The 21,386-nt window shown below is 75.0% G+C and carries 9 protein-coding genes; 3 read left to right on the forward strand and 6 right to left on the reverse strand.

The annotated features are described in order from the left end of the window. Positions 1-7 precede the first annotated feature (7 nt). Together OG556_RS19150 and OG556_RS19155 are read left to right on the forward strand one after the other, a co-directional pair. Complete coding sequence (locus OG556_RS19150; protein WP_371518130.1) at positions 8-12,484, forward strand: amino acid adenylation domain-containing protein; 12,477 nt, start codon at positions 8-10, stop codon at positions 12,482-12,484. Continuing rightward, on the forward strand, positions 12,481-13,764 hold the full coding sequence (locus OG556_RS19155) for an MFS transporter (protein WP_371518131.1): 1,284 nt from the start codon (positions 12,481-12,483) through the stop codon (positions 13,762-13,764). Before OG556_RS19150 ends, OG556_RS19155 begins: the two co-directional genes overlap by 4 nt. Here OG556_RS19155 and OG556_RS19160 read toward each other — a convergent pair. After that, a complete protein-coding gene (locus tag OG556_RS19160) occupies positions 13,746-15,089 on the reverse strand; it encodes a sensor histidine kinase (protein ID WP_371518132.1) in 1,344 nt (447 codons plus the stop codon). The genes OG556_RS19155 and OG556_RS19160 overlap by 19 nt on opposite strands. A 34-nt stretch (positions 15,090-15,123) precedes the next feature. Here OG556_RS19160 and OG556_RS19165 point away from each other — a divergent pair, with 34 nt between their 5' ends. Then, entirely contained in the window at positions 15,124-15,768 is a 645-nt protein-coding gene (locus tag OG556_RS19165; protein ID WP_371518133.1) for a response regulator, read from the forward strand. A 34-nt stretch (positions 15,769-15,802) separates the two neighbouring features. Here the strand turns inward: OG556_RS19165 and OG556_RS19170 are convergent, their stop codons facing one another. From OG556_RS19170 to OG556_RS19190, 5 genes are all read right to left on the reverse strand, one after another. Next, positions 15,803-16,447, reverse strand: coding sequence for a response regulator transcription factor (locus OG556_RS19170; RefSeq protein ID WP_063348719.1), 645 nt, complete (start codon positions 16,445-16,447; stop codon positions 15,803-15,805). Next, complete coding sequence (locus tag OG556_RS19175) at positions 16,411-17,730, reverse strand: sensor histidine kinase (protein ID WP_371518134.1); 1,320 nt, start codon at positions 17,728-17,730, stop codon at positions 16,411-16,413. The genes OG556_RS19170 and OG556_RS19175 overlap by 37 nt, the downstream gene beginning before the upstream one ends. A 176-nt stretch (positions 17,731-17,906) precedes the next feature. Continuing rightward, positions 17,907-18,395, reverse strand: coding sequence for a MaoC family dehydratase (locus OG556_RS19180; RefSeq protein ID WP_371518135.1), 489 nt, complete (start codon positions 18,393-18,395; stop codon positions 17,907-17,909). 176 nt (positions 18,396-18,571) lie between these two features. Then, on the reverse strand, positions 18,572-19,603 hold the full coding sequence (gene sbnB, locus OG556_RS19185) for a 2,3-diaminopropionate biosynthesis protein SbnB (RefSeq protein WP_371518136.1): 1,032 nt from the start codon (positions 19,601-19,603) through the stop codon (positions 18,572-18,574). 78 nt (positions 19,604-19,681) lie between these two features. Further along, positions 19,682-21,382, reverse strand: a complete 1,701-nt coding sequence (locus OG556_RS19190; RefSeq protein ID WP_371518137.1) for a phytoene desaturase family protein — start codon at positions 21,380-21,382, stop codon at positions 19,682-19,684. Between the last annotated feature and the right edge of the window lie 4 nt (positions 21,383-21,386).

The following is a 21,386-nucleotide window of genomic DNA, read 5'->3' on the forward strand; positions in this document are numbered from 1 at the left end:
CATGAGCATGAACGGTCCCACGTCCCGGCCCGACCGACTGTCGGCGCTGGCGCCCGAGGTGCGCGAGAAGCTGCTGCGGCGGCTGGCCGGCCGGGGCGCGGCCCCGGACGCGCCCGCCGCCGCGGCGGACGCCGCGATCGGCGCCGGTCCGCGCCCGGAGGAGGTCCCGCTCTCCTCCGGCCAGCAGCGGCTCTGGTTCCTCAGCAGCCTCGCCCCCGAGGGCAGCGAGTACACCAGCGCATTCGGCCTGCGGCTGACCGGTCCGCTCGACCGGGACGCGCTGGCCCGGGCGGTGGACCTGGTGGTGGAGCGGCACGAGGTGCTGCGCACCAGCTACCGGGTCGAGGACGACCGGGTGCGCCAGGTCGTCCACCCGGCGGCGGCCGGCGTGCTGCGCCTCGCCGAGCCCGCCGCCGATGCCGGGGAGCCAGGTGCCGGGAAGCCCGGTGCGGGGGAGCCGGGTGCCGGGGAACCTGATGGCGAGGAGCCCGCTGTCGCGGCCGCCGTACGGGCCGAGCTCGCGACACCCTTCGACCTCGCGCGGGGCCCGCTGCTGCGTGCCCTGCTGCTGAGGTCCGCGCCGGAGCGGCACGTGCTGCTGATCACCGCCCACCACAGCGTCATCGACGGCTGGTCCTCGGGCGTGCTCTTCGACGAACTCGGCTCGGCGTACGCGGAGTTCGCCGCCGGCCGGACATCGCGCCCGGAGCCGGTCGCGGTCCAGTACGCCGACTACGCGCTCCGGCAGCGCGAGTGGCTGGCCGGGCCCGGCGTGAAGGCCGGGCTCGACTACTGGGAGAGCCGGCTGCGCGGCGCCGAGCCGCTCGGCCTGCCCACCGACCGCCCCCGCCCGCCGGTCCGGGACACGGCCGGCGCCGTGCTGCGGCTGGCCGTGCCCGCCGCGTCGACCGCTCGGCTCAGGGACCTCGCCCGGCGCGAGGGCACCACGCTGTTCCCGGTGCTGCTGGCCGGCTACCAGCTGCTGCTCGCCCGGCTCTCCGGGCAGCCGGACGTCACCGTCGGCACCGTCACCACCGGCCGCGGCCGGCCCGAACTGGAGCGTGCCGTCGGCTTCTACGCCAACACCGTCGCGCTGCGCACCGCGGTGGACGAGGAGGAGCCGTTCGCGGCGCTGCTCGCCCGGGTGCGGGACGGCGTGCTGGACGGCTTCGAGCACGACCAGGTGCCGTTCGACCGGCTGGTCGAACTGCTGGAGCCGGTCCGGGACCCGAGCCGCACCCCGGTGTTCCAGACCATGATGGTGCTGCAGAACGCGTTCGGAGCCCCGCTCGCCCTGCCCGGGGTGGCCGTCGAGCAGCTGGAGCTGCCGCGCTGGGAGGCCACCGTCGACCTCGGGCTGGAGTTCGAGGAGCGCGACGGGGAGCTGGACTTCGGCCTGTCGTACAGCACCGCGCTGTTCGACGAGCGGACCGTCCGGGCGCTCGGCGAGCGGCTGGTCGCCCTGTTCGAGGCGGTCGGCGAGCGGCCGGACACCCCGCTGCGCGCGCTGCCGCTGGTCTCCGCCGAGGAGGCGGCCGAGCTGCGCCGCGACTGGGACGCGGCCGCCGCCACCGCCGGCGACGGCCCCGCCACCCTGGTCCAGGCCTTCGAGCGGCAGGCCGCCGCCACCCCCGGCGCGCCCGCCCTGGTGTTCCGGGACGAGCGGCTCGGCTTCGCCGAACTCAACGGCCGGGCCAACCGGTTGGCGCGCCACCTGCGGTCCCTGGGGATCGGCGCGGAGAGCCTGGTGGCACTGGTGCTGCCGCGCTCGACCGACTTCGTGGTCGCGCTCTGGGCGGTGCTCAAGGCCGGCGCGGTGTACGTGCCGATGAACTCCGAGGAGCCCGCCGAGCGGATCGCCGACCTGCTACGCGGCATCCGGCCCGCGCTGGTGCTCGGCACCGGGGAGCCGGCCGGCGCGGTGCCCGCCGAACTGCCCCGGCTGCTGCTGGACGAGCCCGCCGTGGTCGCCGCCGTCGCCGCCCGGGACGGGCACGACGAGCCCGCGGCCGCCCCGGCCCCCGGGGACGCCGCGTACGTCATCCACACCTCGGGCTCCACCGGCCGGCCCAAGGGCGTGGTGGTCGAACACCGCTCGCTGGCCAACCTGTTCGCCCGCCAGCGGGACGAGCTGTTCCGGCCCGCGGCGGCCCTGCTGGGCCGCCCGCTGAGGGTCGCGCTGACCACGGTGCCGACCTTCGACGCGTCCTGGAACCCGCTGATGGCGGTGGCCGACGGCCACACCCTGCACCTGGTGGACAGCGAGACCCGGCTGAACGCCGACGACCTGGTGGCCTACGCGCGGCACGAGCAGGTGGACCTGTTCCAGCTCACGCCGTCCTTCGCCCGCCCGGTGCTCGACGCCGGCCTGCTCGCCCCCGCCGCGCCGCACCGGCCCGCCGTGCTGGTGCTCGGCGGCGAGGCGGTCGGCGAGGAGCTGTGGCGCGAGCTGGCCGCGACCCCGGGGCTGACCGCCCACAACTTCTACGGGCCGGCCGAGTGCACCGTCGACACCCTCGCCGCCCGGGTGGACACCGCCCGCGCGCCGGAGCTCGGCCTGCCGGTGCGCGGCACCCGGGCCTACGTGCTGGACGCGCACCTGCGCCCCGTCCCGGCCGGCGTGCGCGGCGAGCTCTACCTGGCCGGTCTGCCGGTCGGGCGCGGCTACCTGCACCGGGCCGCACTGACCGCCGAGCGCTTCGTCGCCGACCCGTTCGGCCCCGCGGGCACCCGGATGTACCGCACCGGCGACCTGGTCCGCCGCACGCCGGACGGGCGGCTGGAGTTCGCCGGCCGCGGCGACGACCAGGTCAAGATCAACGGCGTCCGGGTGGAGCCGGGCGAGATCGAGGCGGCGCTGCGCTCCCACCCCGCGGTGGACGACTGCGCGGTGGTGCCCCGGGTCGGCCGGGCCGGCGTCCAGCGGCTGGTGGCCTTCGTGGTGCCGAGCGCCGCGGTACCGGGCGCGGCCGCGCTCCGCGCCCACCTGCACGGCCTGCTGCCGGACTACCTCGTCCCCGCCGCCTTCGCCTTCCTGACGGCGCTGCCGCGCACCGCCGGCGGCAAGACCGACCGCCGGGCCCTGCCGGAGAGCGCCGTCGAGCCGGAGCCGGCCACCGGCTACGTGCCGCCGCGCACCGACGTCGAACGGGCTCTGGCCGGGATCTGGGCCGAACTGCTCGGTGCCGACCTGGTCGGCACCGAGGACAACTTCTTCTCCCTCGGCGGCGACTCCATCCTCAGCATCCAGGCCGTCTCCCGGGCCCGGGCCGCCGGGTTCCTGCTCCAGTCCAGGGACATCCTGGTCAAGCAGACCATCGCCCGGATCGCCCCCGGCGTCACCACCGCGGCCGACACCGTCCAGCCGTACGAGCACCGGGGGCCGGCGCCGCTGGCCCCGATGCAGCACCGGCTGCTGGCCGGCGCGGCCGACATCCCCCGGTTCACCATGTCGCTGCTGCTGGAGCTGGTTCCCGGCACCGACCCGGCCGCACTGGCGCGGGCGCTGGAGGCCCTGGTCGCCCACCACCCGGCGCTGCGCACCCGGCTGCGCCGCGCGGACGGCGGCTGGCTGCAGGAGGCCGCGGCGCACCAGGACGGCCCGCTGCTGAGCCGCCGGGACACCGCCGGCCCGGGCGGGCCGGAGCGCGCGGCGGCGCTGCGCGAGGAGGCGGAGTCGGCCCGTCGCGCCCTCGACCCCGAGCACGGCCCGGTGCTGCGCGCCGTGCTGTTCGACGAGGGTGCCGGGGCCGGCCCCCGGCTGCTGCTGACGGCGCACCACCTGGTGGTCGACGGCGTCTCCTGGCGCATCCTGCTGGACGACCTCGCGACCGGCTACGAGCAGGCCAGGGCCGGCCGACCGGTCGACCTCGGCACCCCGACCACCCCGTTCGCGGCCTGGTCCGCCAGGCTCGCCGAGTACGTCCGCGACGGTGGCCTGGACGCCGAACTCCCGTACTGGCGAAGGATCGCGGAGGAGTCCTTCGAGCTGCCCGCCGACGGCACGGGGCCCAATACGGTGGCCTCGTCGGAGCGCACGGACTTCGCCCTCACCGCCGAGGAGACCGAGGCGCTGCTGCGCGACGTCCCGTCGGTCTACCGGACCAGGGTGGACGACGTGCTGCTCACCGCCCTGGCCGGCGCGCTCGCGGAGTGGACCGGCCGCGAGCGGGTGCTGGTCGGCCTGGAGGGGCACGGGCGCGAGGACGTCCTGCCCGGCGCCGACCTGTCCCGTACGGTCGGCTGGTTCACCGCCGTCCACCCGGTCGCGCTGACGGTGGCGGCCGGCGACGGGGTCGCCGCGCGACTGAAGTCGGTGAAGGAGCAACTGCGTGCCGCCCCCGCCAAGGGCTTCGGCCACGGCGCGCTGGCCGCCCACCGGGCGGGCTTCACCCCGGCCGCCGCGCCGGCCGTGACCTTCAACTACCACGGGCAGCTGGACGGCGCGTTCGCCGCCCGCTCCCTCTACCGCGCCCACCTGGGCGACGGCGGGCCGCAGTGGGACGGCGACCACGAGCGGAGCGCGCAGATCGAGGTGGTCGGCGCCGTCTCCGACGGGGTGCTCACGCTGTCCTGGTTCACCTCCCGGGCGCTGCACCGGCCGCAGACCGTCCGGCGGCTCGGCGAGTCGCTGCTGGCGCACCTGCGGGCCGTCATCGCGCACTGCGCCGAGCCCGGCGCCGGCGGCCGCACGCCGTCCGACCACCCGTTGGCCCGGCTCGACCAGGCCGCCCTCGACCGGCTGGTCGGCGACGGCCGGGGCGTGGACGACGTCCTGCCGCTCACCCCGCTGCAGGGCGGCATGCTCTTCCACACCCTGACCGACCCGGACGGCGGCGCCTACGTCGACCAGCTGGCCCTGCGGCTGGAGGGACTGGCCGACGCCGAGGCGCTGGCCGGGGCCTGGCGCGAGGTGTTCCGGCGCACCGACGTGCTGCGCACCACCGTCCGCTGGGAGGGCGTGCCCGAGCCGGTCCAGCTGATCCGCTCGGACCTGGAGCCGCCGGTCGAGCTGCTCGACTGGCGCGGGGACCCCGACCCCGGCCGGCGGCTGGACGAGCTGGTCCGGGCCGAGCGCGAGCGCGGCATCGACCTGGCCGCCGGGCCGCTGATGCGGATCGTCCTGGCCCGGGTCGACGACCGGACCGTCCACCAGCTGTGGACGTTCAGCCACCTGCTGCTGGACGGCTGGAGCACCGCCCAGCTGTTCGAGGAGGTGCTGGAGCACTACGTCGCCGCCGTCGAGGGGCGGGCCGCCCTCCCGGTCAGCCGGCCCTCGTTCCGCGAGTACCTGGAGTGGCTGGCCGGGCAGGACCGCGAGGCCGCCCTGGCGCACTGGCGGCAGGTGCTGGCCGGCTTCGCCGAGCCCACCGCGCTGCCGGTGGACCGCCAGCCCGCCGCCGACCACCGCACCCGGGCCGTCGGCTCGCACAAGCTCGCCCTGGACCCGGCGGTCACCGGGGTGCTGGCCGACTGGTGCCGGGAGAACCGGATCACCCTCAACACCCTGATGCAGGGCGCCTGGGCGATCCTGCTGTCGCGGCACGCCGGCGAGCCGGACGTGGTCTTCGGCGCCGTCGTCTCCGGACGCACCCCCGAGGTGCCGGGGATCGAGAGCGGCATCGGCATGTTCGTCAACACCGTCCCGGTCCGGGCCCGGGTGGCCGGACCGGAGGCGGACGGTGACCTCGGGGCCTGGCTGCGCGCCCTGCAGGCGGCGCAGGCGGAGAGCACCGCGCACGACTACCTGGCCCTCTCCGACGTCCGGCGCTGCGCCGAACTGGCCTCCGGGGAGCGGCTGTTCGACAGCGTGGTGGTCTTCGAGAACTACCCGGTCGCCGAGGGCGCCACCGGCCGCGACGGGGTGGGCGTCCAGGTGCTGCGCGCCTCGGACAGCAGCACCGTGCCGCTCACCGTCAGCAGCCACGCCGACACCGCGCTGCGGATCGAACTGACCTACGATCCCGAGCTGTTCGACGCCGCCACCGTGGAGCGGATCGGCGGCCGGCTGCGCACCCTGCTGGAGGGCGTGGCCGCGGACCCGCACCGCGGGCCGGCCGCGCTGCCCTGGCTCACGGAGCGGGAGCGGCACACCCTGCTCGTCGAGTGGAACGACACCGCGCGCCCGCGCCGCACCGAGGCACTGGTCCAGGAGCTGTTCGACGCCCAGGTCGCTGCCCGCCCGGACGAGGTGGCCGTCCTGGAGGCGGACGGCGGGGCTCCGCTGACCTTCCGGGAGCTGGACCGCCGGGCCAACCGGCTCGCCCGTCGACTGGTCGCCGCCGGTGCCCGGCCGGGCGAGCGGGTGGCACTGCACCTGGAACGCTCCACCGACATGGTGCTCGCCGTGCTCGCGGTGCTGAAGTCCGGCGCCGCCTACGTGCCGCTGGACCCGGCGTACCCGCGCGAGCGGCTGGAGTTCATGCTCTCGGACGCCGAGCCGGCGGTGGTGCTGAGCCACGCCGCGATCGCCGACCGGCTGCCCGGCCACGGCGGCGCCCTGGTCACCGTCGAGTCCGTCGAGTCCGTCGGGTCCGGAGCCGACACCGGCCCGGAGACCCCGCCGGAGGTCGCCGCCGGGCCGGACGACCCGGCGTACGTGGTGTACACCTCCGGCTCCACCGGCCGGCCCAAGGGCGTGGTGGTGACCCACCGGAACCTGCTCCACATCGCCGACGCCTGGGACGAGCTGTACGACCTGACGGAACGCAGGCTGCGCTTCGTCTCCATCACCAGCCTCTCGGTGGACCTCTTCCTGGCCGACCTGCTCCGCTCGGTCTTCTTCGGCGGTTCGCTGCTCGTCGTGCCGACCGACCTGGTCACCGACCCCGCCCGGCTGCTCGCGCTGGTCGAGCGGGTCGGCGGTACCGCGATCGAACTGGTCCCCTCGCTCGCCAAGGCACTGGTCGAGGAGGTCGGCGGGCGCGGCGAGCGGCTGCCGGCCTTCCAGGTGATGTCGGTCGGCTCGGAGGGCTGGCGCGTCGACGACTGCCGCGAGCTGCTGGAGCACGCCCACCCGGACACCGTGGTGGTCAACGCCTACGGGGCGACCGAGGCCACCGTCGACTCCACGGTGTTCGTCCCCACCCCCGAGCGGCTGGCCCGGCTCGCCGCCTACGTGCCGGTCGGCAGTCCGATCGGCAACACCCGGGTGTACGTCCTCGACGAGCGGGGCGAGCCGGTGCCGGTCGGCGTGCCCGGCCACATCCACATCGGCGGTGACGGCGTGAGCGCCGGCTACTGGCGGCGTCCCGAGCTGACCGCCGAGCACTTCCTGCCCGACCCGTTCACCCCGGGCGGCCGGCTGTACCGGCCGGGCGACCTGGGCCGCTGGACGGCCGACGGCGTCCTGGAGTTCCTCGGCCGGGCCGACCACCAGGTCAAGATCCGCGGCTTCCGGATCGAGCTCGCCGAGGTCGAGGCGGCGCTCACCGCGCTGGACGACGTGGCCGAGGCGGTCGTGGTGGCCCGCCGCGACCGGGGCCGGGACCGGCTGGTGGCGTACGTGGTGCCCGCCGTGCCCGGCGCCGGGATCGACCCGGCCGGGCTGCGGGCCCGACTGGCCGCCGGCCTCACCGAGGCGATGGTGCCCTCGGCCTTCGTCGGACTGGAGCGCGTCCCGCTGCTGCCCAACGGCAAGACCGACCGCCGGGCGCTGCCCGAGCCGCCCGAGGACCTCGCCCTCGGCGGCGAGTACCTGGCCCCCGAGGGCGCCGCGGAGACCCTGCTGGCCGGGATCTGGGCGGAGGTGCTGGGCGTCGAGCGGATCGGGGCCGAGGACAACTTCTTCGAGCTGGGCGGTGATTCGCTGCTGAGCATCCGGGTGGTGTCCCGGCTGCGGCAGCACCTGGACTCCGGGATCTCCCCGCGCGCCCTGTTCAGCGCGCCGACCGTCCGGTCGCTGGCCGCGCTGCTCGCCGCCGAGCGGGAGGCGCCCGCCGCCGCGCTGGTGCCGGTCGGCCGGGAGAGCGCCCCGCCGCTCTCCTTCGGACAGCAACGGCTGTGGTTCCTCGGGCAGTTCGGCGGGACCGGCGCCGAGTACAACTCGCCGCTGGGCCTGCGGGTGCACGGCCCGTTGGACGCCGACGCGCTGGAACTGGCGCTGGCCGACCTGGTCGACCGGCACGAGTCGCTGCGCACGCTCTTCGGCCAGGTCGACGGCGAGGGGCGGCAGTTGATCGCCCCGGCCGGACGGCCCTTCGCGCTGGCCCGTACCGACCTGGCCGGCCACCCCGCGCACGAGCGCGAGGACCGGCTGCGGGCGGCCATCGGCGCCGACGGCGCCACCCCGTTCGACCTGCGCACCGGTCCGCTGTTCCGGGCCCACCTCGTCCGGCTGGCCGAGGACGAGCACGTGCTGACCCTGGTCCTGCACCACATCGTCACCGATGGCCGCTCGGCCGGCGTGCTGGTCCGCGACCTCGCCGAGCTGTACCGCGTCCGACGGCACGGCGGCACCGCCGACCTGCCGGAACTCCCCGTCCAGTACGCCGACTTCGCGGCCTGGCAGCGTGCCCGTTGGGAGCGCGAGGGGAGCGGCCTGCTCGACTGGTGGCGGGAGCGGCTGGCCGGCCTGGAGCCGCTGGAACTGCCCACCGACCGGCCCCGGCCGCCGGTGCGCGGCCGCGAGGGCGCGCAGCTGGAGTTCGCCGTGGACGCGGAGACCGCCAAGCGGCTCAAGCGGATCGCCCAGGACGGCGGCGCGACGCTGTTCACCGTGCTGGTCGCGGCGACCCAACTGGTGCTCGCGCACTGGTCGGGCCAGGACGACATCGCGGTGGGCACCGTCTCGGCCGGTCGCGACCGGCCCGAACTGGAGCAGGTGGTCGGCTTCTTCGTGGACACCCTGGTGCTGCGCTCCGAGGTGGACTGGGAGGAGGGCTTCGACGGCTTCCTCGGCCGGGTGCGGGAGTCCGTCAACGGCGCCTTCGCCCACGCCGACGTGCCCTTCGACCGGCTGGTCGAGGCGCTGCGGCCGGAGCGCGACCCGAGCCGCACCCCGCTGTTCCAGACCATGGTGGTCCTCCAGGACGCCCCGGGCGGCCCGGCGCGCCTCGACGGTGCCCGCACCGAGGAGTTCGGCCTGCCCACCGGCGGCGCCGCGTTCGACCTCACCTTCCAGTTCCAGGAGACCGACCGGGGCCTGGACGCCGCCCTCCAGTACAGCGTCGGCCTGTTCGACCGGAGCACCGCCCGCCGGATGGCCGACGCCCTGGTCCTGCTGCTCGGCGGCATCTCTGAGCGCCCGGGCGACCCGCTGCGCGAACTCCCCTACGTCCCGGCCGAGGAGCTGGTGCTGGAACCCCGGCGCTGGCACCGGGACCCGGACGGGGAAGCCGGCGTGCTCGCCCACGAGCTGGTGGGCCGGCGGGCCGCGGAGCGCCCGCACGCGGTGGCCGTGGTCGCCGACGACGGGACCGAGGTCTCGTACGGCGAACTCGACGCCCGGGCCGGGCACCTGGCCCGCCGGCTGGTCGCCCGGGGCGTCACCCCGGACACCCTGGTCGGCGTGTTCGCCGACCGCGGGGTGGAGATGGTGGTGGCGGCGCTCGCGGTGCTCAGGGCCGGCGGCGGCTACGTGCCGTTGGACCCGCAGTACCCGGCCGACCGGATCGGCGCGATGATCAGCGGCACCGCGGTCCCGCTGCTGCTCACCCAGGCGCACCTGGCCGAGCGGCTCCCCGAGGGGCCGTTCACCGTCCTGCGGATGGACGGGTCGGACGGGTCGGACGGGTCGGACGGGTCGGACGGCGATGCGGCCCCGGCCGGCACCGCGCTGCCCGGCGAGCCGGGCTCCCCGTACCGGGTGGAGGCCGACCACGTCGCCTACGTGGTGCACACCTCCGGTTCCACCGGCCGCCCCAAGGCCGTGGTGATCAGCCACGGCGCGATCGCCCGGACCGCCCGGGTGCTGCGCGAGGCCTGGGACATCACCGCCGACAGCCGGGTGCTGCAGTACGCGCCGGCCAGCTTCGACGGCGGGGTGTGCGACCTGTTCTGCACCCTCACCGCGGGCGGCGCGCTCTGCCTCACCAGCCCGCGCCCCGCGCCCGACCCGGCCGGGGAGATCATCCGGACCGGCGCCACCGTCGCGGTGCTGCCCCCGGCGCTGCTGGCGGTGATGGACGCCGAGCGGCTGCGCGGCCGGCTGCCCACCGTCGCCGCCGCCGGCGACGTCTGCCCGCCCGACCTGGTGCGCACCTGGTCGCAGGGCCGGGAGTTCTTCAACGTGTACGGGCCGAGCGAGGCCACGCTGGTCTCCACCCTGTGGAGTCCGGGCGAGCTGCACGCGGGCGCCCCCGTGCCGGTCGGCACCGAGCTCAACGGCGTCGGCCTGCACGTCCTCGACCGCCACCTGCGGCCGGTCCCGGACGGCGTGCCCGGCGAGCTCTACATCGACGGCCCCGGGCTCGGCCGCGGCTACGCCGGACAGCCCGGCCTGACCGCCGGGCGGTTCGTCGCCAACCCGTTCGGCGGGCCCGGGAGCCGGATGTACCGCACCGGCGACCTGGTCCGCCGGGTGGCCGGCGGCGAGCTGGAGTTCGTCAGCCGCACCGACACGCAGTTCAAGGTCCGCGGCCACCGGGTCGAGCCCTCCGAGATCGAGGCCGTGCTGCTGCGCGAGCCCGGCGTCGGGGACGCCGCCGTGGTGGTCTTCAAGCCGGAGGGCGGCCGCGAGCTGCTGGCCGCGTACGTGGCCCCGGGCGCCCGGTCGGGCGCCTCCGAGCTCTCGCCCGCGCTGCTCAGGGACGCGGTGGCCCGCGCCCTGCCCGGCTACATGGTGCCGGCCGCCGTCCAGGTGCTCGACCAGCTCCCGGTCGGCACCAACGGCAAGGTGGACCGGCGCCGGCTCCCGGCGCCGACCGGACCGGACACCGCCGTGGCGGCCCGGGTGGCGCCGCGCGGCCGGAAGGAGGAACTGCTCGCCCGGATCTGGGCGCAGACGCTCGGCGTCGAGCGGGTCGGCGTCGAGGACAGCTTCTTCGACCTCGGCGGCGACTCCATCCTCAGCATCCAGGTGGTCGCCCGGGCCCGCCGGGCCGGACTGCGGCTGGACGCCCAGGACGTCTTCCTGCACCAGACCGTGGCCGAACTCGCCGCCGCCGCCACCGAACTCGCCGCCGCCGCCACCGAGATCGGCGACGGCGCGGCCGAGGGCCGGCCGCCGGCCGTCGGGCCCGTCCCGCTGACCCCGGTGCAGCGCTGGTTCTTCGACACCCACGACCACCCGCACCACTTCAACCAGTCGGTGCTGCTGGAGCTCGGCGCGCCGGCCGACCGCGCGGCGCTCACCGCCGCGCTGGAGGCCCTGGTCGAGCACCACGACGCGCTGCGGATGCGCTACACCCGCACCGCCGACGGCTGGGCCCAGGAGAACCCGCCCTACCGGGCCGGCGAGCCGCTGCTGCGGGTGGTGGACACCTCCGCCACCCCCGACGGCGAACTGGGCGCGCTGCTGGACCGGGAGGCCCGCGCCACCCAGGCCGGATTCGACCTGGGCCGCGGCCCGCTGCTCGCCGCCGTCCTCTTCGAGTCCGGTGGACGCCGCCGCGACCGGCTGTTCCTGACGGTCCACCACCTGGTGGTCGACACCGTGTCCTGGAACATCCTGCTGGACGACCTGGACGCGGCCCACGCCCAGGCGGCGGCCGGGCGGCCGGTCGACCTCGGCCCGCGGAGCACCACCTTCCAGGAGTGGTCCGCCCGCCTGGTCGAGCACGTGCGCTCCGGCGCGCTGGACCACGAGCTCGACCACTGGAACGGGGTCGGCGCCGCCCGGCCGGTGCCCCGCGACCTCGACGGCGTCGCCACCGTGGGCGGCGGCCGGGAGGTGCGGGTGCGGCTCGGCGCCGAGGACTCGGCCCAGCTGGCCGAGCACGCGCCGACCGTCTACCGCACCAGGGTCGAGGAGATCGCGCTCGCCGCGCTCGCCCGGGTGCTGGCCCGCTGGACCGGCGAGGACGAGGTCACCGTCGACCTGGAGGGCCACGGCCGCGAGCGGCTGCTCGACGACGTCGACCTGTCCCGGACGGTCGGCTGGTTCACCGCGGTGCACCCCGTCCGCCTCGCCGTGCCCGAGGGCGACGACTGGCGGGCCCTCACCCGCGTCGTGCGGCGGCAGCTGCGTGCCGTCCCCGGCAAGGGCCTGGGCCACGGCCCGCTGCGCCACCTGCACCCGGACACCCCGCTCACCGGGCCGGACCCGGACGTGGTGTTCAACTTCCTCGGCCGGCACCGCAGCGACGGCGGGCCCGGCAGCGGGCTCGTGCACACCGTGCACGGCGCGATCGGCCAGGACCTCGGCCCGGACGACCGGATGGAGCACGTGTTGGAGATCGTCGGCGGGATCCACGACGGGCGGTTGGAGTTCACCTGGTACTACTCCCCGGCCGTCCACCACCACGGGACGGTGGAGCGGCTGGCCGCGGAGTTCGCCGGCGTGCTGCGCGCGATCGCCGACGAGTGCCGGGAGGTGCGGGGATGAGCGAGCTGGCACCCGCCGCCGACCGCCCGGCGGCCGTCACGGAACCGGAGCTCCCGCTCCGCCGCAACCGGGTCTACCACCTGCTGTGGATCGGCACCACGGCCTCCGAGACCGGTCTCAACGTCTCCACCATCGCCTTCCCGCTGCTCGCCCTCGCCACGACCGGCTCCCCCGGGGTGGCCGGCGCGGTGAGCGCGGTCAACGCGGTGGCCCAGGTGGCCGTCGGGCTGCCGGCCGGTGCGCTGGTGGACCGCTGGGACCGCAAGAAGATCATGGTGGTCTGCGTGCTGGTCCGGGCGGTGATGCTCGGCCTGCTCGCGCTCGCCGCCGCCACCGGGCACGTCACCACCTGGCTGCTGCTGCTCACCGCGGCCGTCGCCGGGGCGGCCACCAGCCTGTTCGACCCGGCCGAGCGGGCCTCGCTGCCCCTGGTGGTGACCCGTGGGCAACTGCCCACGGCGCTCTCGGTGAACACCGCGCGGATGCACCTCGGGCAGCTGGTCGGCACCTCGGGCGGGGGGTTCCTGTTCGGCCTGGGACGGGCCGTTCCGTTCCTCGCCGACGCCGTCGCCCACCTGGTGGCCTTCGTGACGCTGCTGTTCGTCCGGCTGCCGAAGCAGGAGCGCAAGCCCTCCCCGATCTCGACCATCCCGCGTGACATCGTGGCCGGCTTCGCCTTCCTGGTGCGCCAGCCGTTCATGCGCTCGACCACCCTGCTGCTGCTCGGCCTCAACCTGCTGTTCCAGGCGCTCTACCTGGTCGTCATCGTGGCCGCCGAGCAGAACGGGGCCTCGCCGGGGAAGGTCGGCACGATGGCCGCGATGTTCGGCGTCGGCGGCCTGATCGGCGCGCTCGCGGCGCCGCGGATCTCCCGCTCGATCACGCCCTACCAGGCCGTGGTCGGGATCATCTGGCTGCTCGCGGTGCTCGTCCCGCTGATGTCCGTCACCAGCGGCGCACTGGTCTGGGGCGGCTTCCTGGCCGCCATGGCCTTCCTCGCGCCGACCGCGTACACCGTCGTCGGTACGCAGCAGATCCTGCTCACCCCGGACGGCATGCGCGGTCGGCTGAGTTCGGCGACCAACCTGTTCAACGGCGGCGCGCAGGCCGGCGGCGCGGCCCTGGGCGGGCTGCTCTCGCAGTGGCTGAGCGGCACCCAGGCGATGCTCGGCTGCGCCGCCGGCCTGGCGGTGCTCGGGCTGGCCGGCGCGGCGGCGGGCTCGCTGCGGCTGCCGTCCGCCGATCAGGTGAGGGAGGCCGGTCAACCCGGAGAGGACTGATCGCCCGAGCGGGTGAGAGTGCCCTGAGTGTGCCCGGCCCGGCCGCCCGCCCCGTCGCCGACGTCGCGGGCGGCCGGGACGCCGTCCAGCGGCAGGAGGACGGCGACCTGCCAGCCGCCGTTCGCGCAGGCCCCGGCGGTGAGCTCGCCGCCCAGCCCCGCGACCCGCCGACGCAGCTCCCGGATGCCGGTGCCGCCGCCCTCGCGCTCGACCGCCGCCGCGGTGTCCGCCCGGGTGCCGGCCGGGACCGCCTCGTTGTGGACCAGGATCCGCAGGGCGCCGCCGTCGGCCACCCGCTCGGCGGTGACCGTCACCCTGGGCGAGGCGGGGGCGTGCCGGCGGACGTTGGTGAGCGCCTCCATCACCACCCGGTAGCCGACGGCGTCGACCAGCTCCGGCAGGCCGTCCACGGCGCCGGGGGAGAGTTCGAGCCGGGCCGGGATCATCCCGGTGCGCTCGAACCGGTCCATCAGGTCCGGCAGTTCGTCCAGCGAGTGGGGCCGGGCCGCCGCGTTCTCCTCGGGATCGTCCGCCGCCGGCTCGTCCCCGCCCCGGCCCGGCCGGCGGTCCTCCTCCAGCTCGCTGAGGATCCGGATCGTCCGGTCCATCGACTTCAGCGCCTGGATGCCGGCGCTCTCGATCTGCGGGAGCAGCGCCAGCGCCTTCTCCGGCGACTCCTTGGCCAGCATCTGGGCCGCCTGCGCCAGCACCATCACCCCGGTCACGTCGTGCGCGGCGAAGTCGTGCAGGTCCCGGGCGACGTGCAGCCGTTGGGCGCGCCGCTCCTCCGTGACCGCCAGCCTGCGCCGGCTGTCCAGCGAGCGCAGGTAGCAGGACGCCCCCACCGCGGCCACCGCGGCCAGGCCCCAGACCACGCAGAGCCCGATGGTCTCGCGCGGCCCGGCCGGCGGGTCGAGGGTCAGCGCGATCCGCAGCGGCAGCAGGGTCACGGTCACCAGCAGGAGCAGCCCCAGCAGGGCGGCGACCGCCGGAGCGGACCCGCGCACCGCGGGCATGACGGTGACCAGCAGGGCGACCGACTCGACCAGGATCCAGAGCCCGGAGGTGTTGTCGGCGGGGCCCTCGTAGCGGAACGTCGCGTACAGCGAGATCGCGCAGGCCACCGGGACGGTCACCAGGTTCCGGGTCCGCGGTTGCCCCGGCAGCCACACGATCAGGACCGCGGCGGCCAGCACCGCCACCGTCGTCGAGCCCCGGATCAGTGTCGAAACCGGTGAACCCGCCCACACCGCAACCGAGATGGCGACCGCCGCGAGGAACGCCGTGCCAACTGGGCGTCCGATCCTGGCCAGTTGATTTGTCATGTGCTCGGATGCTACCCCGTGCGAGGATCAGCCCATGACGACACGCATCGTGATCGCTGACGACCAGGCAACCGTGCGGGAAGGCTTTCGGCACATCCTCGACCTGCAACCGGACATGGAGGTGCTCGCGGTCGCGGGCGACGGTGACGAGGCGCTCGAGCTGGCACGGAGGCTGCGGCCGGACGTCCTGCTCGCCGACATCCGGATGCCGCGGATGGACGGGTTGGAGCTGACCCGCCGGCTGGCCGAGGAGAGCCCGGGCGTACGGGTCGTCATCGTCACCACCTTCGACCTCGACGAGTACGTCCACTCGGCGCTGAAGGCGGGCGCGTACGGCTTCCTGCTGAAGCGTTCCGGTGCGCCGCTGCTGATCGAGGCGGTGCGCGCCGCCGTCGAGGGCGACTCGCTGATCAGCCCGCAGATCACCACCCGGCTGCTGCGGAGCCTGGCCGGCCCGAAGCAGAAGAAGGCGCCCAAGGTCGAGCAGTTGACGCCGCGTGAGCTGGAGGTCGCGCGGCTGGTCGCGGACGGCCTGACCAACGCCGACATCGCGGAGGCGCTGTTCATCTCGGCCGGCACGGTGAAGACCCACATGACCCACGTGCAGCGGAAGCTGAAGGTGAACAACCGGGTCGGCATCGCGGCCTGGGTCTGGGACTCGGGCGCCCGCCACGGCTGAACCGGCCGCTCACGGGCCGGTGGAGGCGGGCGGGTTACTGGTCGAGGTAGGCGAGGACGGCCAGGACGCGGCGGTTGTCGCCGTCGGTGGGGAGCAGGCCGAGCTTGGTGAAGATGTTGCTGATGTGCTTGGCGACGGCCTTCTCGGTGATGAAGAGGCCCTGGGCGATGCCGGCGTTGGAGCGGCCCTGGGCGAGCCATTCGAGGACTTCGCGTTCGCGGTCGGTGAGGCTGCCGACGTTCTCGTCGCGTTCCTTGCGGACGAGGAGCTGGGAGATGACGTCGGGGTCCATCGCGGTGCCGCCGTCGGCGACGCGGCGGATCGAGTCGAGGAACTGGGAGCCGTTGGTGACGCGGTCCTTGAGCATGTAGCCGACGCCGCGGCCGCCGCTGGCGAGGAGTTCGCGGGCGTAGAGCGGTTCGACGTACTGGGAGAGGAGCAGGACCGGGAGGTCGGGCATGGTGCGGCGGGCGGTGAGGACGGCCCGCAGGCCCTCGTCGGTGAAGTTCGGCGGAAGCCGGACGTCGACGACCGCGACGTCCGGCTGCTGCTCGGTGAGGGCCGCGAGGAGGTCGGCGCCGTTGTCGACGGCGGCCACCACCTCGTGTCCGTAGGCCTGGAGGAGGCGGATCAGGCCGTCCCTCAGGAGGAAGTGGTCTTCGGCGAGGACAATACGCACGGAAGCTCCATCGTCACCATGGTCGGGCCGTTGACGGGACTGTTCACGGCCAGGACCCCGTCGAACGTGCTGAGTCGTCGCTCGATGCCGCGCAGGCCGGTGCCGCGGGTGGCGTCGGCGCCGCCGCGGCCGCTGTCGGTCACGGTCATGCGCAGCATGCCGTGATCGTAACGGATGTCGATCCAGGCCCGGTCGGCGCCGGAGTGCTTGGCGACGTTGGTGAGGATCTCCGAGATCGCGAAGTAGGCGGCGGACTCGACGGGCATCTCGGCGCGGCCGGGCAGGTCCACGACGACCTCGGTGGGGACCGGGCAGACCATGGCCAGCGCCCGCACCGCGTCGGCGAGTCCGCGGTCGGCGAGGACCGGCGGGTGGATGCCGCGGACCAGGTTGCGGATCTCCTCCAGGGCCTTGGAGGACGACTGGCGGGCCTCGATGAGCAGGGCCCGGACGGCCTCCGGGTTGGTCTCCAGCAGGTGTTCGGCGGCGTCCAGGGTCATGCCCATCGCGACCAGGCGGGCCTGGGCGCCGTCGTGCAGGTCGCGTTCGATCCGCTGGATCTCGGCCATCTGCGTGTCGACGGCGGTGCTGCGGGTGGTGGTGAGGTGCTGGATCCGGCTGGCCATCAGTTCCTGCTCGCTGGGGGCGAGCATGGAGTGGGTGTACCGGGCGTGCTTGCGGATGGCGCGGGGGGCCATCCACAGGGCCAGCGGCAGTTGCAGGACGCCGAGGACGCCGGCCAGCACCGCGGTGGCCTGGCCGTCGATCGGGATGAACTGGTACCAGAGGCCGTCCCACTGGGTCGACAGCGGGACGCCGAAGAAGGCCAGGAAGATGCCCCAGAAGCCGCTGAGCAGCACGGCGATCGGCATGAAGGCGAGGAAGCCGCCGACGATCGGGTCGGTGAGCACCCAGGTGAACTCCCGCTTGGTCTGCGGGTCGCTCATGATCCAGCGGTAGCGGGCGACGGCTCCCGAGGCGCCCTCGGGGGCGGCCGGCAGGCCGCTGGGCGGACCGGGGATCTGCACGCCGGACCAGCGCTCGGACAGGCCGCGCTGACGGGCGGCCAGGGCGCGGACGCGCTCCATGGCCCGCGGCACCAGGCCGAGGCCGGGGCCGACCAGGGAGATCGCGCCGGTGACCCCGAGCGAGCGCCCGAAGGCCGCCACCGACATCCAGCAGAGGGCCAGTGCCCGCCGCAGTCCGGTGAATCCGGCGGGGACGGAGAATCCCCTGATCTCGACCGCCGAGGGGCTTCCCCCGAGCTTCATCGTGCGGTCCATGACCCGCTCCTCTCTGGTGCCGTTCGCTGTGCTCCGGCCGTGGTGGCCGTGTGACCATTCTGGCGGGGGCGGCGCGGCGAAATCGGTAGTAATAACCCCCCTCTTGCCCGACCGGAGGGGGAGGTTCTTCTACCTGGCGGCGGCGGTGACGTCGGCGGTGACGTGGGCGGGCGGGCTCAGAAGCCGTCCGATGCGCCCTCGGCGGTGTCGGGGGCGGCGACGAAGAGGGACAGGGTGTCCGCCACGCAGGCCGCGTGCTGCCGGCCCTCGACCTCCACCGTCATCCGCACCGCGGCGAGGTGGCCCATCGGGGTCTCGCGGACGCTGGTGACCTTGGCGCCGCCGCGGACCCGGGCGCCGACCGGGATCGGGCGGGGGAAGCGGACCTTGTCCAGGCCGAAGTTGACGCCCAGCTCGACGTTGTGGATCTCGAAGATCGCGCGCATCATCGCGGGCAGCAGCCCGAGCGTCATGTAGCCGTGGACGATGGTCCCGCCGAACGGGCCGGTGGCGGCGCGCTCCGGGTCCACGTGGATCCACTGGAGGTCGCCGGTGGCGTCGGCGAACTGGTCGACGCTGTGCTGGGTGACGTCGAGCCATTCGCTGTAGCCGAGGTGCTCCCCGGTCGCCCCGGTGAACTCGGCCAGGTTGGCAAAGGATCTCATGCGGGTGATTCTGGGCGGCCGTCCATGGCGCGGACAAGGCGTCGGGGGGCCGGGGGGCCGTTCGGTCAGCGTGCCGTCAGTTGGCCGTCAGCGGAGGGGGCGGAGCGGCGGGAAAAGGCCGGAGGCCCGCCGGCGCCGGGAGCGCGGACGGGCCTCTGGGGCGGGGCGGGGAGGGCTCAGCCGTAGCGCTTGAGCTCGTGGAAGAAGTCCGGGACGGTGTGCAGCTGCCCGGCCGCGAGGACGCGGTCGTAGACGTGCTTGGCGACGGCCATGTCGAGCACGCCGAGGCCGAACGGGGAGAAGACCACCGGCCGGTCGGACGGCGGGGCGATCGTGCCGGTGAGCACGTCGTAGAGCGTGCCGGCGACGAACTCGCGGTGGCCGACGAGCTGTTCGGCCAGGTGCGGCGAGGTGCCGGCCTTCATGCAGTGCTCGATGTCGTCGACGACGTTCCACGAGTCGAGGACGATCTCGGGGGAGAGGTCGCGCAGCGAGACGTGCAGCACCAGCGGGTTGTGCGAGAACCACTGCGGGTCCGTCACGTGCGGCTCGCCGGCGACGGTGGCGAAGACCACCAGGTCGCTGGAGCGGATCAGGTCCTCGGCCTTGTCGTGGACGGTGATCTCCACGCCCTCGCCCTCGGCCCGGCGCAGGTAGTCGGAGAAGCCCTCGGCGTGCTCGGCGGACAGGTCGTGGACGCCGGCCGCGGTGAAGTCGAAGCCGTTGGCGGCGAGGTAGGTGTGCACGTAGCGGGCGATCAGGCCGACGCCGAAGAAGCCGACCCGGGTCGGGCGCTCGCCGCGGGCGTCGGCGAGCCGGGCCGCCGCGAGGGCCGCGGAGGCGGCGGTGCGCGCCGCGCTGATGATCGAGCTCTCCAGGCAGGCGAACGGGTAGCCGGTCTCGGCGTCGTTGAGGATCAGGACGGCCGAGGCGCGCGGCAGGCCGGCCGCCACGTTGTCCGGGAAGCTGGAGATCCACTTGATGCCGTGCACGCCGACCTCGCCCTTGACCGAGGCCGGCAGCGCGATGATCCGGGAGGACGGGCGGTCGGGGAAGCGCAGGAAGTACGAGTCCGGGTTGACCGTCTGCCCCTCGCCGTGCAGCCGGTACGCGGCCTCGACCGTGGCGACGACCTCGTCCTCGTGCCCGTTGAGGGCCTCGTGCACCTGGGCGCCGGAGACCACGGCGAAGGGAGGGACCTGATTCATGGGAACAGTGCTCCTGGTCGGAGGGGTGCGGATCGGAGGGGTGCGGATCGGAGGGTGAGGAAACGGAGGGAGGAGGGGTCAGCCGATGCGGGCCAGGCCCTTGGCGCGCTGCCGCGCCCGCCCGCGCGAGACCACCAGCGGGTCCCAGTCCGGGCCGCGGTCGGGCAGCCGGGAGGGGTCGCCGAGCACCGCGCCGCCGAACACCTCGCGCAGCAGCGCGCGGCCGATGATGTCGGAGGCGGCTGCCATGCCGCTGTTCGCGACCGCGGCGATGCCGCTGCCGTAGCGCACGCTCTGGCCGACCACGTACAGGCCCTCGACCTCGGTGCGCACGTCCGGCCGCTGGCTGGAGCCGCCCCAGCTGGCCATGCCGTACGGGGTGCCGCCGGTGGCCCGGATGTAGCGCTCGTGGGTGAGCGGGGTGGCCGTCTCCAGGTGGGTGATGCGCTCCCGGAACGGGCCGATGACCTTCTCGGCGGTGGCCAGCATGACCTCGGTGAGCTGCTGCTTGCGGGCGAGGTAGGCGGCGTTGCGGCGGTAGGGCTCGCCGTCGGCCGGGCCGCCCTCCAGGCCCCAGAACCCGTAGCCGGGCGGCAGGCCCGTCATGAGCTGGAAGTTGCTGTGGCCGGGCGGGCAGACGGCGGCGGCGCCCGGGTCCTTGAGGGAGGCGAAGGAGAAGGTGAGCGCCGGCACCGAGTCCATCGAGCCGTCCCGCGCGTACCGCTCCAGCATGGCGGCGTGCGCGCCCTCCATGTCGTCGCTGTCGTGCCACCAGAGGTTGGCGTTGGGCAGGCCCGGCAGTTCGGTGTCGAGCCCGATGTACACCGAGACGAAGGAGCCGCGCATGGTCGCCGCGCGGGTGCGGGCCACCACCTCGGAGGGGAAGGCGTCCTCGCCGCCGCACAGGTCGAGGACGGTGCGCCGGTAGTCCGCGTTGGAGATGACCAGCGGGGCCGAGATCCGCTGCCCGTCGGTGAGTTCGACGCCGGTGGCGCGCCCGTTCTCGATCAGGATGCGGCGGACGTCGCAGCGGGTGCGCAGTTCGCCGCCGTGCGCCTCCAGCGCCTCGACGAACGCGGCGACCATCGCCTGGCCGCCGCCCTCGGGGTAGTACGCGCCGCGCAGGTAGTGGTCCATCATCGAGGCGTGGTGGGCCAGGCTGATGCCGTCGGGCATGGTGCCGTAGTTGCCGGCCTGCGCCGCGAGCAGCGTGCGCGCCTTGGCGGAGAGGCCGAAGTGCCCCAGGGCGTCGGCGAAGGTGCGGCGGGACCAGCGCATGGTCTGCGGGGACTTGCGGAACAGGTCGACCAGGGAGACGCCGTTCAGGCCGGCGCGGGTCGAGCCGGCCACGTTCTCGGCGAGTTCGAGGAAGCCGGCGATCCGGTCGGCCTCCTCGGGCAGGGCCTGCCGCAGCCGGTCGCGGTAGGCGTCCCAGCCGGCCGGCACGTCGACGGTCGCGGTGGGCGTGATGATCCGGTCGAAGCCCTGCTCGTTGTCCATCGGCCGGAACCGCACCCGGTCCAGGACGCCGAGGCCGGCCAGGATCGCCGGGAAGTGCCCGTCGGGGCCGCAGTCGCCCAGGTAGTGCGTGCCGACGTCGAACTCGTACTTGCGCCGGCGGCGGAACACGTGCGCGTTGCCGCCGGCGATGTCGTGCTGTTCGAGGACGAGGACGCTGCGCCCGTCGGCCGCCAGGTAGCCGGCGGTGGTCAGGCCGCCGATGCCGCTGCCGACGACGATCGCGTCGTAGTGGTCGCGCAGTCCCTGGGTCCCCTGCATTCGT

It is taken from the genome of Kitasatospora sp. NBC_01300 (assembly GCF_041435235.1).
GTDB lineage: Bacteria > Actinomycetota > Actinomycetes > Streptomycetales > Streptomycetaceae > Kitasatospora.

Bases quoted from the DNA above. Each gene is read 5' to 3' on its own strand.
- OG556_RS19150 (WP_371518130.1), top strand. From the start codon at position 8: ATGAACGGTCCCACGTCCCGGCCCGACCGACTGTCGGCGCTGGCGCCC.
- OG556_RS19155 (WP_371518131.1), top strand. From the start codon at position 12,481: ATGAGCGAGCTGGCACCCGCCGCCGACCGCCCGGCGGCCGTCACGGAA.
- OG556_RS19160 (WP_371518132.1), bottom strand. From the start codon at position 15,089: ATGACAAATCAACTGGCCAGGATCGGACGCCCAGTTGGCACGGCGTTC.
- OG556_RS19165 (WP_371518133.1), top strand. From the start codon at position 15,124: ATGACGACACGCATCGTGATCGCTGACGACCAGGCAACCGTGCGGGAA.
- OG556_RS19175 (WP_371518134.1), bottom strand. From the start codon at position 17,730: ATGGACCGCACGATGAAGCTCGGGGGAAGCCCCTCGGCGGTCGAGATC.
- OG556_RS19180 (WP_371518135.1), bottom strand. From the start codon at position 18,395: ATGAGATCCTTTGCCAACCTGGCCGAGTTCACCGGGGCGACCGGGGAG.
- sbnB (WP_371518136.1), bottom strand. From the start codon at position 19,603: ATGAATCAGGTCCCTCCCTTCGCCGTGGTCTCCGGCGCCCAGGTGCAC.
- OG556_RS19190 (WP_371518137.1), bottom strand. From the start codon at position 21,382: ATGCAGGGGACCCAGGGACTGCGCGACCACTACGACGCGATCGTCGTC.